The organism is Cyanobium sp. NS01 (assembly GCF_014280235.1).
Classification (GTDB): domain Bacteria; phylum Cyanobacteriota; class Cyanobacteriia; order PCC-6307; family Cyanobiaceae; genus NIES-981.
This window is the reverse complement of sequence record NZ_CP047940.1, coordinates 2,711,379-2,727,173: the sequence shown is the minus strand read 5'-3', so window position 1 is coordinate 2,727,173 and position 15,795 is coordinate 2,711,379. Positions and strand designations below refer to the sequence as shown.

Annotated in this window: 13 protein-coding genes; 4 read left to right on the top strand and 9 right to left on the bottom strand. The window is 68.6% G+C overall.

The window, feature by feature from the left end; all coding sequences use genetic code 11:
* Positions 1-116 precede the first annotated feature (116 nt).
* Positions 117-2,042, top strand: coding sequence for a molecular chaperone DnaK (gene dnaK, locus CyaNS01_RS14185; protein ID WP_186697817.1), 1,926 nt, complete (start codon positions 117-119; stop codon positions 2,040-2,042).
* Positions 2,043-2,202: 160 nt separating this feature from the next.
* Here the strand turns inward: dnaK and pstS are convergent, their stop codons facing one another.
* From pstS to psbQ, 3 genes are all read right to left on the bottom strand, one after another.
* Positions 2,203-3,207 (bottom strand): phosphate ABC transporter substrate-binding protein PstS, encoded by a 1,005-nt coding sequence (gene pstS, locus CyaNS01_RS14180; protein WP_370561869.1) that lies wholly within the window; start codon positions 3,205-3,207, stop codon positions 2,203-2,205.
* A gap of 88 nt (positions 3,208-3,295) precedes the next feature.
* A complete protein-coding gene (locus CyaNS01_RS14175; protein ID WP_186697813.1) occupies positions 3,296-4,405 on the bottom strand; it encodes an FAD-binding oxidoreductase in 1,110 nt (369 codons plus the stop codon).
* 53 nt (positions 4,406-4,458) lie between these two features.
* Positions 4,459-4,953 (bottom strand): photosystem II protein PsbQ, encoded by a 495-nt coding sequence (psbQ, locus tag CyaNS01_RS14170; protein ID WP_186697812.1) that lies wholly within the window; start codon positions 4,951-4,953, stop codon positions 4,459-4,461.
* 116 nt (positions 4,954-5,069) lie between these two features.
* Here psbQ and purU point away from each other — a divergent pair, with 116 nt between their 5' ends.
* Positions 5,070-5,936 carry a formyltetrahydrofolate deformylase gene (gene purU / locus CyaNS01_RS14165; RefSeq protein ID WP_186697810.1) on the top strand — a complete coding sequence of 289 codons (867 nt, stop codon included), beginning with the start codon at positions 5,070-5,072 and terminating at the stop codon, positions 5,934-5,936.
* On the opposite strand, the gene CyaNS01_RS14160 is transcribed toward purU, so the two are convergent.
* The 4 genes from CyaNS01_RS14160 to acnB all read right to left on the bottom strand — a co-directional run bounded on the left by CyaNS01_RS14160 (position 5,906) and on the right by acnB (position 12,277).
* Positions 5,906-7,543, bottom strand: coding sequence for a radical SAM protein (locus CyaNS01_RS14160; RefSeq protein WP_186697808.1), 1,638 nt, complete (start codon positions 7,541-7,543; stop codon positions 5,906-5,908). The two genes, purU and CyaNS01_RS14160, sit on opposite strands and share 31 nt — an antisense overlap.
* A 126-nt stretch (positions 7,544-7,669) precedes the next feature.
* Positions 7,670-8,092 carry a hypothetical protein gene (locus tag CyaNS01_RS14155; RefSeq protein WP_186697806.1) on the bottom strand — a complete coding sequence of 141 codons (423 nt, stop codon included), beginning with the start codon at positions 8,090-8,092 and terminating at the stop codon, positions 7,670-7,672.
* A 55-nt stretch (positions 8,093-8,147) separates the two neighbouring features.
* A complete protein-coding gene (locus tag CyaNS01_RS14150; protein ID WP_186697804.1) occupies positions 8,148-9,647 on the bottom strand; it encodes a ClC family H(+)/Cl(-) exchange transporter in 1,500 nt (499 codons plus the stop codon).
* A gap of 14 nt (positions 9,648-9,661) precedes the next feature.
* Positions 9,662-12,277, bottom strand: a complete 2,616-nt coding sequence (acnB, locus tag CyaNS01_RS14145; protein WP_186697802.1) for a bifunctional aconitate hydratase 2/2-methylisocitrate dehydratase — start codon at positions 12,275-12,277, stop codon at positions 9,662-9,664.
* 126 nt (positions 12,278-12,403) lie between these two features.
* Here acnB and CyaNS01_RS14140 point away from each other — a divergent pair, with 126 nt between their 5' ends.
* Both CyaNS01_RS14140 and CyaNS01_RS14135 read left to right on the top strand, forming a co-directional pair.
* Positions 12,404-13,486 carry a 3-deoxy-7-phosphoheptulonate synthase gene (locus CyaNS01_RS14140; RefSeq protein ID WP_186697800.1) on the top strand — a complete coding sequence of 361 codons (1,083 nt, stop codon included), beginning with the start codon at positions 12,404-12,406 and terminating at the stop codon, positions 13,484-13,486.
* Positions 13,487-13,646: 160 nt separating this feature from the next.
* A complete protein-coding gene (locus CyaNS01_RS14135) occupies positions 13,647-13,970 on the top strand; it encodes a hypothetical protein (RefSeq protein WP_186697798.1) in 324 nt (107 codons plus the stop codon).
* A gap of 17 nt (positions 13,971-13,987) precedes the next feature.
* Here the strand turns inward: CyaNS01_RS14135 and CyaNS01_RS14130 are convergent, their stop codons facing one another.
* Both CyaNS01_RS14130 and CyaNS01_RS14125 read right to left on the bottom strand, forming a co-directional pair.
* Positions 13,988-14,665: a diacylglycerol/polyprenol kinase family protein gene (locus tag CyaNS01_RS14130; RefSeq protein ID WP_186697796.1), complete on the bottom strand. Its 678-nt coding sequence runs from the start codon at positions 14,663-14,665 to the stop codon at positions 13,988-13,990.
* A 22-nt stretch (positions 14,666-14,687) separates the two neighbouring features.
* The gene (locus CyaNS01_RS14125; RefSeq protein WP_370561867.1) at positions 14,688-15,677 is read right to left on the bottom strand and encodes a sigma-70 family RNA polymerase sigma factor; all 990 of its coding nucleotides are present in this window, start codon (positions 15,675-15,677) and stop codon (positions 14,688-14,690) included.
* Positions 15,678-15,795 lie beyond the last annotated feature (118 nt).

Here is a 15,795-nt window from a genome sequence, read left to right as displayed (position 1 = left end):
GGCAGGGGCGGCCCCAAAACCGTAAGCGCCTGTTCGGGAACCACACCTCGCCTGTCACCGTCCCCTCTGATGAGGATGCATGAACGCACAACGAACCACTGAGGAGGTGGACATTCATGGGAAAGGTTGTTGGTATTGACCTCGGCACCACAAACAGCTGCGTCGCCGTGATGGAGGGCGGCAAGCCCACGGTGATCGCCAATGCGGAGGGCTTCCGCACCACCCCTTCGGTGGTGGCGTACACCAAGAACCAGGACCAGCTGGTGGGGCAGATCGCCAAGCGCCAGGCGGTGATGAACCCTGAAAACACCTTCTATTCGGTGAAGCGCTTCATCGGCCGCCGGGTGGATGAGGTGAATGAAGAGTCGAAAGAAGTGAGCTATGGCGTGGAGAAGGCCGGCTCCAACGTGAAGGTGAAGTGCCCGGTGCTCAACAAGCAGTTCGCCCCGGAGGAGGTGAGCGCCCAGGTGCTGCGCAAGCTGGCAGAAGACGCCGGCAAGTACCTCGGTGAAACGGTCACCCAGGCGGTGATCACCGTGCCCGCCTACTTCAACGATTCCCAGCGCCAGGCCACCAAGGACGCCGGCAAGATCGCCGGCCTGGAAGTGCTGCGGATCATCAACGAGCCCACGGCGGCGGCGCTGGCCTACGGCCTCGACAAGAAGAGCAATGAGCGCATCCTGGTGTTCGACCTCGGTGGCGGCACCTTCGACGTGTCGGTGCTGGAGGTGGGTGATGGCGTGTTTGAGGTGCTCTCCACCAGCGGTGACACCCACCTGGGCGGCGATGACTTCGACAAGGTGATCGTCGATTACCTGGCTTCCAGCTTCAAGAGCAACGAAGGCATCGACCTGCGCCAGGACAAACAGGCGCTGCAGCGCCTCACCGAAGCGGCCGAGAAGGCCAAGATCGAGCTCTCCAGCGCCACCCAGAGCGAGATCAACCTGCCCTTCATCACGGCCACTCCCGAGGGCCCCAAGCACCTCGATCTCACCCTCACCCGGGCCAAGTTCGAGGAGCTGGCCTCCAAGCTGATCGACCGTTGCCGCGTGCCGGTGGAGCAGGCCCTCAAGGACGCCAAGCTCTCCAGCAGCGAGCTCGACGAGGTGGTGATGGTGGGGGGGTCCACCCGCATCCCCGCCGTGCTTGAGCTGGTCAAGCGCGTTACCGGCAAGGCCCCCAACCAGACGGTGAACCCGGATGAGGTGGTGGCCGTGGGTGCTGCGATCCAGGGCGGTGTGCTCGCCGGTGAGGTGAAGGACATCCTGCTGCTGGATGTCACCCCGCTCTCCCTCGGGGTGGAGACCCTCGGCGGGGTGATGACCAAGATGATCACCCGCAACACCACCGTTCCCACCAAGAAGTCGGAGGTGTACTCCACCGCGGTGGACGGCCAGACCAACGTGGAGATCCACGTGCTGCAGGGTGAGCGCGAGATGGCCAGCGACAACAAGTCGCTCGGCACCTTCCGTCTCGACGGCATCCCCCCCGCCCCCCGCGGCGTGCCCCAGATCGAAGTGACCTTCGACATCGACGCCAACGGCATCCTCAGCGTGACCGCCAAGGACAAGGGCAGCGGCAAGGAGCAGAGCATCTCGATCACCGGTGCCTCCACCCTCAGCGACAATGAGGTGGAGAAGATGGTGAAGGATGCCGAATCCAATGCCGCCGCCGACAAGGAGAAGCGCGAGCGCATCGACCTCAAGAACCAGGCCGAAACCCTGGTGTATCAGGCCGAGAAGCAGCTCGGCGAACTCGGCGACAAGGTGGGCGCCGAGGACAAGAGCAAGGTAGAGACCTCCTCCGCCAAGCTCAAGGAGGCCCTGGAGAAGGAAGACTTCGACACCATCAAGTCTGAACTTGAGGTGCTGCAGCAGGCGCTCTACGCGGCCGGTGCCGCTGTGTATCAGCAGGCCGCAGGAGCTGAGGCGGCTGCGGCTGGCGCCAATGGCAATGGCACGTCCGCCGATGCCGCTGCCGGTGCCGGTGCCGGTGCCTCCAGCGACGACGTCATCGACGCCGAATTCACCGAGAGCAAGTGAGCTGGCCGGGGAGGTCCTCCCTCCCCGAGACTCCTCTCCCAACTCCCCATGAAAAAACTCCCCCATCTGGGGGAGTTTTTTGTGGGTGCACCTATGAGAGAGAAGACCAGGTGTGAGCGAGAGGACCAGGCTCACCCGCCGGTTCACCTGGTCGAGGGGCTCACTCCGAGATCATGGCCACCGCCGCCTTGGCTTTCTCCACAACCGAGGGAGGCAGGGTCACATAGCCCAGCTCCGGTGCCAGGGACTGGGCCGGTTCGGCGAGCATGGTGTTGAACACCTTCTGCAGCAGGGGGGTCTTGTCGCCGTTGCCGCTCTTGTAGGCCAGGATCCAGGTGAAGGTGACGATCGGGTAACCCTTGGCAGGATTGGGGTTGCTGCCGGTGAGATCCTCACCCAGATCGATCGAGGCGAGGGCTTCGCTCTCGGTGGCATTGGTGGGCATCACCACCTCGCCGGAGCCGTTTTCCAGCGCTGCGGACTGGAGGGGATCCTTGACGAAGGCCACTTCCACGTAGCCGATGCCCCCTTCGAGCTGGGTGAGCTGGGCCGCCACACCCTCATTGCCCTTGGCGCCCACGCCGGTGGGCCAGTTCACGGCCTTGTCGGCGCCGGGGCCAGCCTTCCACTCCGGGCTCACGGCGGCCAGGTGGTTGGTGAAGTTGAACGTGGTGCCCGAGCCGTCGGAGCGGTGCACGATGGTGATCGTCTTGTCGTCGCAGCCCAGCTCGCTGTAGTTGGTGATCTTGCCCAGGAAGATGTCAGCCAGCTGCTGTTGGCTGAGCTTGAGCTCGCAGCCGGGGTTGTTGTAGGCCACGGCGATGGCTCCGGCCGTCATCGGGATCTGGAGCACGCCGCGCGGCATCTTGGCGATCTCCTCCTCGCCCATCGGCTTGTCGGAGGCGCCGAAATCCACGGTTTCAGCCAGGAACTGGCGTACCCCGGCCCCGGAACCCACGGACTGGTAGTTGACGTTGACGCCATCGGCGCTCATGTCCTTGAACCAGCGCTGGTAGATGGCCGAAGGGAAGGAGGCCCCGGCTCCGTTGAGCGTGCCGGTGATGCCGCCCCCGCCTCCGCCGGTGCCGCCGCAGGCAGCGACAGAGAGGGTGAGGCCCGAGAGGGCAAGAGCGGCGGTGGAGCGGCGCAACAGGCCGGGAAGCATGGTCATGACTGCGGTGGCGGTGAAGAGAGGGAACGACGTCACCGTTTTGACCGTACGCAAGTCTGGCCCCGCTGGGATTAACGCCTTCTTAAGGGCGAGGCGTCGTCTGCTCGATCTGCTCCAGCACCCAGGCGGCCGAGGCCGGGGCCAGCAGCACCCCGTTGCGGTAGTGGCCGCTCACCAGCCAGAGGCCCGGTTGCAGCTGCTCGTGCAGCGGGGCTGGCCGGCCCACGGGCCTGGCCCGGCAGCCCTGCCATGCCTCCACCACGCTGGCCTGCTCCAACCAGTCGAGGCCGGCGTCGCCCCAGTGGCGCAGCCGTGCCTGCTGGTCGGGATCGGCCCGGCTGCCTGCTTCCAGGGTGGCGCCCAGCCAGAAGGTCGCTTCAGCCCCCAGGTCGGGCCGGGGCACCAGGTTGAGGCCGCGCCACACGGCCACCCCGGGCCAGGTCCAGGGGCCTGGGGCGGAGCGCCGCAGGGCGAGGGCCTGGCCGAGCACCGGCTCCATCGCGAGGCTGGATCCCAGCGACTGCAGCAGAGCAGGGCTGGCCAGACCGGCGGTCAGCACCACGTGGGCCAGCCCAGCCACCACCTCGCCGCCCTCCAGCAGCAGCCGCCAGCGCCCCGGACCGTCGCGCTCAATGGCGCCCACCCTCTGACCCGCCGTCGTCAAGCCGCTGTCACGGCCGTCGGCGAGCAGGGCGGCCATGGCGGCAGGGGGATCGATCTGGCCATCCAAGGGCGAATGGAGTGCCCCGATCGCCCCAGCGGGCAGGGCCGGCTGCAGCGTGGACAGCCGCTCGCGATCCCACAGCTCCAGCGCCAGGCCCAGCTGCTGCCGCTCGGCCACCAGCGCCTGTTGCCGCTGCCATTCCTCAGGCTCGGCGGCCAGCCACAGCAGCCCCTGGCGCCGGGACACCGGCTGCCCGCGCTCCGCCAGCTCCTGCAGCCAGCTGTGCCAGAGGGCCAGGCTCTGCTGACGCAGATTCCAGGCGCGGCCGCGGCTGCGGTGGAACACCTGCGCCATCAGCACCCCGAGGGCCGCGCCGCTGCCACTGCGCTGGCTGCCGCCGGCCAAGGCGTGCTTCTGGGTGAGGCCGGGGGCAGCCAGCGACGGGTCGATCAGCAGCACCCGGTGGCCCTTGCGCTGCAGCAGCCAGGCGCAGCACAGGCCCACCACGCCTGCCCCCACCACCGCCACGGACGGCGTGGACCTGCTGGAAGCTGGCGAGGCGGCGTCAGCCAGGGGGGCCGTCAGGTCTGCTTGAGGTCGGCCTGCACCTGCTCGGGGAGGATCTGGGCGTAGCGGCCGAAGCCACTGGCCACCTTGATGTAGGACTTGCGCAGCTGTTCGCCGTCCTGGAGCCGGGCGGCCTCATCGAGCTGGGCCATGGACTGCTTGAGCTGGGCGGCCAGCTTCTCGGCCTCAGGACGATCGGCCGGCAGCAGACGCTGGTTGATGTAGCTCATCTGCCGCCCCACCTCCTGCATGGGTCCGCGCAGCAGATTGCGGGTGAAGGTCCAGTCGCGATCCCCCACCAACGTGGCCAGTTCGGGCAGGCGATCCCTGGCGGCCAGGAAGCCCTCGGCCTGGCGCTCGATCACGGCGATGTCCTCGGCGCTGAGGCTGGGGGGCTTGGCCTGGCTGCCGCTGCAGGCGCTGAGACCGAAGGTGAGCACTCCCACCAGGGCCACCAGGGCAAGACGCTTCAGCAGGGCACGAAGCGAGGAGACCATCTGGGCGGCCATGGGCGAGCAGCTTGGGCAGGGCTGACTGTACGTCGGTCCCCCCACGCAGACCCGGGGCCGCGGCGGAACCGGCGGGGTCCGGCGTCACAATGCTCCCTGTGCCGGGCCCAGGGCCGATGAGCGTGCCGAGCGCGATCCTGCAGCTGATCTGCCCCGACCGGCCGGGGCTGGTGAGCGAACTCTCCGGCTGGGTGGCCGCCAATGGCGGCAATATTCGCCATGCCGATCACCACACCGATCTCGGCGCCGGACTGTTCCTGAGCCGGATCGAGTGGGCCCTGGAGGGCTTCGGCCTGCCGCGGCTGAGCATCGCCCCGGCCGTGGCAGCCCTGGCCCGGCGACTCGACGGGGAGGGCCTGCTGCACTTCTCCGATGCCATCCCCAGGGCGGCCATCTTCGTGAGCCGTCAGGAGCACTGCCTGGTGGACCTGCTCTGGCGCGTGCGCGCCGGTGAGCTGCCCATGCAGGTTCCCCTGGTGGTGTCCAACCATCCGGACCTGCGGGAGCTGGCGGAGGGCTTCGGGGCGACCTATGTGCACGTGCCGGTGGCCGCCGCGGACAAGGAGGCGGCGGAAGCGGCCCAGCTGGCCCTGCTGCGCCAGCACGGCATCGAGCTGGTGGTGCTGGCCAAGTACATGCAGGTGCTCAGCTCCGACTTCCTGGAAGCCCTGGGCCGCGAGCCCGCCCAGGTGATCAACATCCACCACTCCTTTCTGCCCGCCTTCCAGGGGGCCCAGCCCTACCAGCGCGCCTGGCAGCGGGGGGTGAAGCTGATCGGTGCCACGGCCCACTACGTGACCGAGGAGCTGGACGGCGGTCCGATCATCGAGCAGGCCACCGTGCACGTGAGCCACCGCGATGAGGTGGAGGATCTGATCCGCAAGGGGCGCGATACGGAGCGCCTCGCCCTGGCCAGGGCTGTGCGTCTGCATCTGCGCCGCCAGGTGATGGTCTACCGCGGCAGGACGGCGGTGTTCGACTGAGCGGGCTTCAGCGGCTCAGCTGCTGCCGGCTGCGGCAGGCTGCGGCGGGCGTGCTCCGCCAGCACCGCCTGGCTCAGGGGGCCATCGAGGTGGTCCCAGGGCAGCACCCGCCCTGGCTCCCAGGTGGCGTGGACCACCGCGTCCCAGGCGGGTGGCAGCGGCAGGCCGACGGGCCGTTGCACCGTGTCTGCCAGCACGGCCCGGTAGGCCCGTTTCCAACCCCCGAGGCTCTCGTGGCTGCCCCGGGCCGCCGCGATCACCGGTGCCAGGCGCCGGTCGCTGCGGGAGAGCAGGGCCTGGATCACACTCCAGCCGTAGCTCTCGGGGCGCAGCTCGACGCCCTTGGGCCGCAGCCGCTTGGCCAGCCGCTTGAGGTGCTGTTCGGCCTCAGGCCTCACCCCCTGCCACTGGAAGGGGGTGTGGGCCTTGGGCACGAAGGTGCTCACGCCGAGGCTGAGCCTCAGGCCTGGGGTGGCCTTCTTGAGCTGGAGCAGCAGATCGGCGGTGGCCTCGATGTCGGCTTCCGTTTCCGTGGGCAGGCCAGCCATGCCGTAGAGCTTCAGGCCGCTGAGACCTCCCTCGCGGGCATAGCGGGCCGCGGCGAAGATCTCCTCGGTGGCGAGTTTCTTGTTCACCAGCTCCCGCATGCGCTCGCTGCCGCTCTCGATGGCGATCGTGAGCGATTTGCTGCCCCGCTTGGCCAGGATCCGGCCCAGTTCCGGCGTCACCGTGGCGGCCCGCACCGAGCTCACGCTGACGCGGGTGCCCTCGAAGCGATCGCCATCCAGCCACTGCAGCAGCTCGGCGAACTGGGGGTGCTGGGTCACCGAGGCCCCCAGCAGCCCGAGTCGCTGGGTCACGGCCAGGCCGGCCTCCACCGCCGGGATCAGGCCGTCGTCCAGGGAGGGGGTGCGGAAGGGAAGGGTGAGGTAGCTCGCCAGGCAGAAGCGGCACAGCTCCGGGCAGCTGCGCACCACTTCCACCATGTGGATCGAGGGCCAGGCCGCCTCGGGGGTGACCACCATCGAATGGCTCAGGGTGTTCCCCTGCCAGGTCTGTTTGGCCACCCGCTCAGGCAGGCCCGGCGCCAGCGGCCTCACCCCCAGCAACGTGCCGTCGGGGGCGTACTCCGGCCGGTAGAGCGACGGCACATAGATCCCGGGCACCTGGGCCAGCCTGGCCAGCCGTTCGGCTCTGGGAGCCTGTCGGCAGGCCTGCAGGGCCTCGATGAACGCCGGCAGCAGCAGTTCGCCGTCGCCCAGCAGCACGGCATCGAAGAAGGGGGCGAGGGGCTCGGGGTTGGCCGTGAGCACCGGCCCGCCGCCGAACACGATCGGATCGGTGTCGCCCCGCTCGCTGGCCCAGATCGGAATCCGCTCCTGCTCCAGCAGATCCAGTAACACCGGCCCGTCCAGCTCCCAGCTGAGCGACAGGCCGAACAGGTCGAGGGCCGCCCCGCGGCCGCGGCTGCGGCCATGGGGCGGATCGCCCTGGTCGGTGAACAGGCGGCGCACGTCCACGTCGGTGCGGCGGGCCAGACTGGCCCACACCACCTGGTAGCCGAGGCTGGTGATCCCCACGCTGTAGCTGCTGGGGAAGGCCAGCACGGCCCGCAGGGCGCCAGCCTCGGGCTGGGCCGGCTCAAACAGCAGGGTTTCCTGGTGCAGGGGAAAGCGAGACCTTGGTCTCCCTAGCGTCTCACCCTGAGCAGGGGGGCGCTGCCCCCGCCTGCCTCACTTGCCGATCAGGGCTGAGAGCGGACCCATCAGCCCGGAGATGGCTGAGGAAGTTTCGCCCTCGGTCGGGTTGCTTTGGTCCACCGTGCTGATCAATTGCTGGGCACCCTGATCAATCATGGGCCACTTGTCCCCGGCCAGGGGCTGGATCACCGGGGCGGCCTTCTGCCACAGGGCTGAAAAACCGCCCAGGGTGGCCAGGGCCGACTGGAGGTTGCCGCTGTTGAGCTCGGTCTTGCCCTTGCTGAGCAGATCCAGCACCGGGGTTACGGCGGGGGTCAGGGCGGCTTGCCCGGTGGCGGTGGCGGCGTCCCTGACGGCATCCGGCATGGTCTGGCTCACCTGCTGGCAGCCGCTCAGCAGCAAACCCCCGGCCAGGGCTGCGGCGGCGAGTTTCGGCAGGGCTGGCTGGCGGACCATGGGGGCATCGCAACGTTCTCTATGAACGTATTGGCGATGGAACGGCCTGGCCACATCACTCCGGCTTCGTTTGCACGTCTTGATCTCCCTTGGTCCTGGGAACGGGGCGAGGGCGCAGCGGCACCGTGTTGAGCCGCAGGCTCTCCGAGCCGGAACTCCCCTCCCCTCCGCTGGTTTGCACCGGCACCATCAGCCGCTTGAACAGCGACTGGGGATGGAGCATCTGGGCCATCACCAGGCTGCCCAGGCAGGCGATCAGCACCGGCCGCAGGATCAGCAGATTCTTGGTCACGGCGAAGGTGAGAAAGGTGGCGCTGATCGGCGCCCGGGCGCAGGCGGCCATGAAGGCCCCCATGCCGGCGAACACGGCGGTGCTGGGCGCGTCCGGGCCCAGCTGTTCCACCAGCGCCGCCCCCGCCAGCCCCAGCGCTCCGCCCAGGGTGAGCATCGGCGCGAACAGGCCGCCCGGGGTGCCGGCGGCGGCGGCGATGCCGGTGGTGAGAAACACCACCAGGAAGATCGCCAGAGCCTTGGTGAGATCCACGTCGCCCTCGGCGATCGCCTGGCGGATCCCGGCCCGGTTGATGAAGTCGGCTGGCAGCCAGGCATCGGCCACCCCCAGCAGGCAACCGGTGACGCCCATGGCGGCCGGCAGGGGAACCTGCCAGCGCAGCCGCAACCGCTGCAGCCCCACCACGTAGCGGCAGTAGAGCTCCGCCGCCAGGGCCACCACGGCCCCCAGGGCGAACAGCCACAGCAGGTCGATCGGCCGCACCACCACGAAGGTGTTCACCTGGCGGGACAGCTGGAAGATCGCGTTGGATGGGCTGGCGGTGGAGTCCGGATCGAGGTTCACCAGGCGGGCCAGGCCGAGCAGGTCGGCCCAGGTGTCGGCCCAGAAGGTGGTGACCAGCACCAGCAGCATCACCACCGGCCTGGCGCCCTGCAGCAGTTCCTCAATGGCATAGAGAAAGCCCCCGATCGGAGCGCGGAACACCGCGGCCACCCCAGCGCCGCCGCCGGCGGCCACGATCATGCGCCGGAAGGCGTTGGGGGCCCGCAGCAGCCGGGCCATCTCCCAGCCCACCGAGCTGCCCATCTGCACCGAGGGTCCCGAAGGGCCGAGGGGAAAGCCGCAGCCGATCGCCACGATCCCGGCCACCAGCTTCACCGCCGCCACCTGGAATCCCATCGGCACCGACTGGCGGCGCAGGAACTGCATCACCTGGGGGATGCCCGAGCCCTGGGCCGCCGGGGCCAGGGTCTGCACCAGCAGCCCGGCCAGCAGGCCACCGCCGCCGCCGATGGCGGGCAGCACCAGCCAGTTCGGTCCGAGCTCCTGCATCTGGATGCGCCAGCGCCCCAGGCCTTCCAGGCCGCTGCGAAACAGCACGGCTGCGGTGGTGGCCCCCAGGCCCGTGATGATCAGGGCCAGCACCACCACGAACCAGCGGTGCTGCAGCAGCCGCAGGATCGAGGAGCTGGGAACCGGCTGCAGATGCGGCAGGCCCAGACCTCTCTGCTTCTTCGGCCTGCGCCAGAGGCGACCCAGCATCGGGTCGCCCTCCCCTACACCCCTGCCAGCACCTGGGCCTCCCGCTCGGCGCTCACCACCCGGCCGGAGTCGCCGAAGCCCTCGATCTGATCGAAGTTGAGGTAGCGGTAGAGCTCGGCGCCGTAGGGATCGATCTTCTCGGCGGCGATGGCCAGATACTCCTGCTTGCTGGGGATGCGGCCCAGCTGGGCACACACCGCCGCCAGCTCGGCGCTGCCCAGATACACCTGGGCGCCGTTGCCGAGGCGGTTGTTGAAGTTGCGGGTGCTGGTCGAGAACACGGTGGTGTTGTCCTCCACCCGCGCCTGGTTGCCCATGCACAGGGAGCAGCCCGGCATCTCCATGCGCGAGCCGGCCGCCTCGAAGGTGGCGTAGTAGCCCTCCTCCTTGAGCTTCTCCTCGTCCATGCGGGTGGGGGGGCAGACCCAGAGGCGGGCGGTGTTCTGGCCCTGGCCCTCCAGCACGTTGGCGGCGGCGCGGTAGTGGCCGATGTTGGTCATGCAGGAGCCGATGAACACCTCGTCCACAGCGGCGCCGGCCACCTCCGAGAGCGGTTTGACGTTGTCGGGGTCGTTGGGGCAGGCCAGGATCGGCTCGGTGATGGCGGCGAGATCGATCTCGATCACGGCGGCGTACTCGGCGTCGGCGTCGGCCTCCATCAGCACCGGATCGGCCAGCCAGGCCTCCATCGCCTTGATCCGCCGCGCCAGGGTGCGGGCATCGCCGTAGCCCCGGGCGATCATGTTCTTGAGCAGCGCCACGTTGCTGCGCAGATACTCACTCACGGTGTCCACCGAGAGCTTGATGGTGCTGCCGGCGCAGGAGCGCTCCGCGGTGGCATCGGTGAGCTCGAAGGCCTGCTCCAGCTTCAGATCCGGCAGCCCCTCGATCTCCATGATGCGGCCGTTGAACACGTTCTGCTTGCCCTCCTTGGCCACGGTGAGCAGCCCCTGCTGGATGGCCACGTAGGGGATCGCGTTCACCACATCGCGCAGGGTCACCCCGGGCTGGAGTGAGCCGGAGAAGCGCACCAGCACCGATTCAGGCATGTCGAGCGGCATGGCGCCGATGGCGGCGGCGAAGGCCACCAGGCCCGAGCCGGCCGGGAAGGAGATGCCGAGGGGGAAGCGGGTGTGGCTGTCACCGCCGGTGCCCACGGTGTCGGGCAGGAGCATGCGGTTCAGCCAGCTGTGGATGATGCCGTCGCCCGGCTGCAGGGCCACGCCACCGCGGGAGGCCATGAAGTCGGGCAGCTCGGCGTGGGTCTGGAGGTCCACCGGCTTGGGATAGGCGGCGGTGTGGCAGAAGCTCTGCATCACCAGATCGGCGCTGAAGCCCAGGCAGGCCAGCTCCTTCATCTCATCGCGGGTCATCGGCCCGGTGGTGTCCTGACTGCCCACGGTGGTCATCAGCGGCTCGCAGGCGGTGCCGGGTCGCAGGCCGCTGAGGCCGCAGGCCTTGCCCACCATCTTCTGGGCCAGGGTGAAGCCCTTGCCGGTATCGGCGGGAGCACTGGGGCGGATGAACAGGTCGGAGGGGGGCAGCCCCAGCTGCGCGCGCACCTTGTCGGTGAGTGAGCGGCCGATCATCAGGGGGATGCGGCCGCCGGCGCGCACTTCGTCGGTGATGGTGCTGGGCTTGAGCTCGAAGCGGGCCACGATCGTGCCGGCGTCGGCTTCACCGGCGGCACGCTCGATCGTGCCTTCGAAGGGACGGATCGTGATCACGTCCCCGGAGGCCAGGGCGCTGACGTCGCACTCGATCGGCAGGGCGCCCGAATCCTCGGCGGTGTTGAAGAAGATCGGTGCGATCTTGCCGCCCAGCAGCACGCCGCCGCCGCGCTTGTTCGGCACGTGGGGGATGGTGGAGCCCGTGTGCCAGAGCACCGAGTTGATCGCCGACTTGCGGGAGCTGCCCGTACCCACCACGTCGCCCACGTAGGCCACGGGGTGGCCCTTGGCCTTGAGCTGTTCGATCAGGGCAAGGCCGTCCGGCATGCGCGTCTCCAGTATCGCCATGGCGTGCAGAGGGATGTCGGGACGGGTGGTGGCGTGGGTGGCGGGGGAGAGGTCGTCGGTGTTGGTCTCACCCTCCACCTTGAACACCGTCACCGTGATCGCCTCCGGCAGGGGGGGCTTGGCGGTGAACCACTCTCCGGCGGCCCAGCTCTCCACCACCCGGCGGGCCTGGGGGTTGGTCTCGGCCAGCTCCAGCACGTCGTGGAAGGAGTCGTAGACGAGCAGGGTGCGGCTGAGGCCCGTGGCCGCGGCCTCGGCGATCGCCCCATCGCTGCTGCTGAGCAGCTCGATCAGGGAGCCCACGTTGTAGCCGCCGATCATGGTGGCCAGCAGCTCCACTGCCCGCACCGGGGTCACCAGGGGGCTGCTGGCCGTGCCCTTGGCCACAGCCGTGAGCCAGCTGGCCTTCACGTAGGCCGCCTCATCCACTCCCGGCGGAATGCGTTCCGTGAGCAGGTGCAGCAGCATCTCCTCCTCCCCCTGGGGAGGGGCCTGCAGCCATTCGGTGAGGGCCTGAACCTGTTCCGCCGTCAGCGGCAGGGCCGGCACGCCCAAGGCCTGCCGCTCAGCGGCGGCTGCGCGATAACGCGTGAGGAAGGTGTCTGCAGCCATGCCCGGAACGGTCGATCAGACCTCCATTGTTCAGCGCGGCGCCGCCAGTTGTTGGTGTGCGCTGCTGCAAATGGGCGCTGACTAGGGTGTCGGGTGGTCAAGAGCCCACCGCTGCAGCTTCGTCCCATGCACGCCACCACCAGTGATCTCCATGTGGTGGAGACCCGCCCCCTGGTGGCTCCCGCCCTGCTGCATCGCGAGCTGCCCATGGGGGAGGCCGCGGCGGCCACCGTGCAGGGGGCCCGGCAGCGGATCCAGTCGATCCTGCATGGCCGTGACAGCCGCCTGCTGGTGATCGTGGGCCCCTGCTCCGTGCACGACATCACGGCCGCCAAGGAGTACGCAGGGTTGATTGCGGAGGCCCGACAGCGCCACGCCGCCGAGCTGGAGGTGGTGATGCGGGTGTACTTCGAGAAGCCACGCACCACCGTGGGCTGGAAGGGTCTGATCAACGACCCCCACCTGGACGGCAGTTACGACATCAACACCGGCCTGCGCCTGGCCCGCGAGCTGCTGCTGCATGTCACCGAGCTGGGCCTCCCGGCCGCCACGGAGCTGCTGGATCCGGTGGTGCCCCAGTACATCGCCGACCTGATCAGCTGGACCGCCATCGGCGCCCGCACCACCGAGAGCCAGACCCACCGGGAGATGGCATCGGGGCTGTCGATGCCGATCGGCTTCAAGAACGGCACGGACGGCACCATCGCCACAGCCATCAACGCCGTGGAGGCCGCCGCCCGCCCGCACCATTTCCTGGGCATCAATCAGGAGGGGTGCGCCTCGATCGTCACCACCACGGGCAATCCCGATGGTCACCTGGTGCTGCGGGGGGGCAAGGGCGGCAGCAACTACCACCCCGAGGCTATCGAGGCGGCGGCCGGGGCCCTGGAGGCGGTCGGCCTGCCGTCGCGGCTGCTGGTGGACTGCAGCCATGGCAACTCCAACAAGGACTACCGCCGCCAGGCCGATGTGGCCGCCGAGCTGGCCGAGCAGGTGGCGCGCGGCAGCTGTCACCTGATGGGCGTGATGCTGGAGAGCCACCTGGTGCCGGGCCAGCAGAAGATCCCCGCCGACCTGAGCCAGCTCACCTACGGCCAGAGCATCACCGATGCCTGCATTGATCTCAACACCACTGAACAGGTGCTGGATCAGCTGGCCGCCGCCGTGCGCGCGGCGGCCTCAGAGCGGCGGCCCCTGGCCATCGCCTGAGCTCCCATGCTTAGCCATTGAGGCTGCAGTCATCCAGGTTGCAGTGATTTAGCACTCAACACTTGAGACTGCTACCTGTTGCTATTGCAATGAAATGTTCGCTCTGGACAGCTTGCCATTGAGCTCTCCATAGGGTTGTCTGGCTGTTGTTGGAGCCGTCATGACTTACCTTCTCCAGTTCTGTGGCCTCAGCGATCCATTGCAGGTGTTCTACCTGGAGCAATCGAGGGGCCCGGCTGTGGCCGGCTTCCGGCCGTTCCAGCTCGATGAGCTGCTCGGCTGGGCCCAGGGCATCGGTCAGCAGCGCCACTGGGATGCCGCGCTGATTCACCGCACGGTGATGCAGGCCTGGATGGAGCGGGCCGACCTGATCCGCCAGTGGCAGCTGCGGCTGAAGGAGGAGTCAGGCGACCGGCTGGTGGTGGCGGCTCTGGGCACCTCCGTCGACTGGGAGCGGCGCTGCGAGGATCTGTTTCGGGCCTGACGCCCAGCCAGCCCGACTCAGCTGGGGCCCAGGGCTTGCCACAGCCAGGCCACCCCCAGCGGCACGGTGAGGTTGTCGATCCCTGCCACCCCCACCTGTTCCAGGGCGGTGGCGGCCAGGGCGATCGGCAGCACCCAGAGAGGAGAGGGACCCGTAGCGACGCTGGCCAGCAGGATCAGCACGACAGCGCTGGCCAGAGCCATCACCGCCGTGCCCAGCAGGGAGCGTCGCTGGCCCAGCACCTGCCAGCTCGGCGACGGGCGCAGCGGCCCGATCAATCCGGCCAGGCCGTCCCCGACGGCCATCACCAGCACCCCCGCCGCCACTGTGGCCGGTTGCTGGGGCCAACAGCACCAGAGCAGCAGGGCAATGGAGGCGCCGTAGGCCACCGTGCCGTAGCTGCGGCGGCCCACATCCTCCACCGCCGGCAGCAGGCGCAGGCGGTGATTCAGGGCGGCCAGCAGAGTCACCAGGGCCGCTGCTGGCACGGCGATCTCCCGCGCGATCCCCAGCCCCCAGGCGATCGGCACGACCGCGCCTGTGCCGATGTGCACCAGCTTGCGGCTCCATTCCCGTGGTGCCTCGCCCGCTTCCTGGCCCCAGCGGCGCCGCAGCAGGGTGGCCCCGGCGGCCAGCACAGCCAGCCAGGAGAGCACGGCCAGCACCCCCACCAGCTGCTGCTGCCAGCCCTGCACGCTCAGTGCCGCCCCATCGCGTTCAGGCCGCCTGCTGGTAGTTGCTCATCAGCCGCAGCTTCATGATCGCCTTGGCCTCCAGCTGCCGCACCCGCTCGCGGGACACGTTGATCAGACGTCCGATCTCGGCCAGGGTGAGAGGCTCGGAGCCCTCCAGGCCGAAGCGCAAGCGGATGATCTTCTGCTCCCGTTCGTTGAGCTGGGAGAGCCAGGCGCCGAGGTGCTCCTTCTGGATGTGGCGATCCATCGAGTCGAAGTGTTCGTTGCTGGCCGGATCGGCGATCAGCTCGCCCAGGGTGCTGCGATCCTCTTCGCCGCGGGCGTGGGCATCGAGGGAGGCGCAGGGGGCGCTCTGGGCCATCAGCTCCTCCAGGTCCTGGGGGCGCATGTCCATGGCATGGGCCAGCTCCAGGCGGTTGGGTTGCCGTCCGAGCCGATGGGAGAGCTCCCTGGTGATGCGGCGCATCTTGGAGAGCTTCTCGCTGATGTGGATCGGCAGGCGGATCGTGCGGGCGCTGTTGTCGATCGCCCGGGTCATGCCCTGGCGAATCCACCAGTAGGCGTAGGTGGAGAACTTGTAGCCCATGGCCGGATCGAACTTGTCCACGGCGCGCTCCAGGCCGATGGCCCCTTCCTGGACCAGATCCAGCAGCTCCAGGCCCTGATTCTGGTACTTCTTGGCCACGCTCACCACTAGGCGCAGGTTGGCCGCCATCATGCGATCCCGCGCCCTCTGGGCCATGCGGATCTGGCGCGTCTGCTTGGGCGTGAGCTCCTCGAGAGGAACAACCTGCATACGCTTGCCGGCCTGAACGTGATGGGCCAGCTCAATTTCTTCGGCCGGCGTGAGAAGTGGCACACGGCCAATGTTGCTGAGATACCAGCCGATGGAATCGGCACTCAGGCGGCCCGAAGCCCGTGCACTTGGCGTGCGTGATTTTGAAGCTGATGCGGCCGGCTTTTTGACGTCAATCAAGTTGACGTCCGAACCGGATTGCAAAGGCGTCCCCACACCCATGCCTCCGAAATTGAATGTGGGCGGAATGTAGCACTACTGACCTGAAGGCAAGGGGTAAATTGCGAAGACTTTCGGAAATGCGACCCACCAATGCATGCTTTGGTGTCTACCG

What these genes read in the sequence shown, in the direction of transcription:
- CyaNS01_RS14155 (WP_186697806.1), bottom strand. Translation starts at nt 8,092, where the DNA reads ATGGTCCGCCAGCCAGCCCTGCCGAAACTCGCCGCCGCAGCCCTGGCC.
- CyaNS01_RS14135 (WP_186697798.1), top strand. Translation starts at nt 13,647, where the DNA reads ATGACTTACCTTCTCCAGTTCTGTGGCCTCAGCGATCCATTGCAGGTG.
- purU (WP_186697810.1), top strand. Translation starts at nt 5,070, where the DNA reads ATGAGCGTGCCGAGCGCGATCCTGCAGCTGATCTGCCCCGACCGGCCG.
- CyaNS01_RS14150 (WP_186697804.1), bottom strand. Translation starts at nt 9,647, where the DNA reads ATGCTGGGTCGCCTCTGGCGCAGGCCGAAGAAGCAGAGAGGTCTGGGC.
- dnaK (WP_186697817.1), top strand. Translation starts at nt 117, where the DNA reads ATGGGAAAGGTTGTTGGTATTGACCTCGGCACCACAAACAGCTGCGTC.
- acnB (WP_186697802.1), bottom strand. Translation starts at nt 12,277, where the DNA reads ATGGCTGCAGACACCTTCCTCACGCGTTATCGCGCAGCCGCCGCTGAG.
- psbQ (WP_186697812.1), bottom strand. Translation starts at nt 4,953, where the DNA reads ATGGCCGCCCAGATGGTCTCCTCGCTTCGTGCCCTGCTGAAGCGTCTT.
- pstS (WP_370561869.1), bottom strand. Translation starts at nt 3,207, where the DNA reads ATGCTTCCCGGCCTGTTGCGCCGCTCCACCGCCGCTCTTGCCCTCTCG.
- CyaNS01_RS14140 (WP_186697800.1), top strand. Translation starts at nt 12,404, where the DNA reads ATGCACGCCACCACCAGTGATCTCCATGTGGTGGAGACCCGCCCCCTG.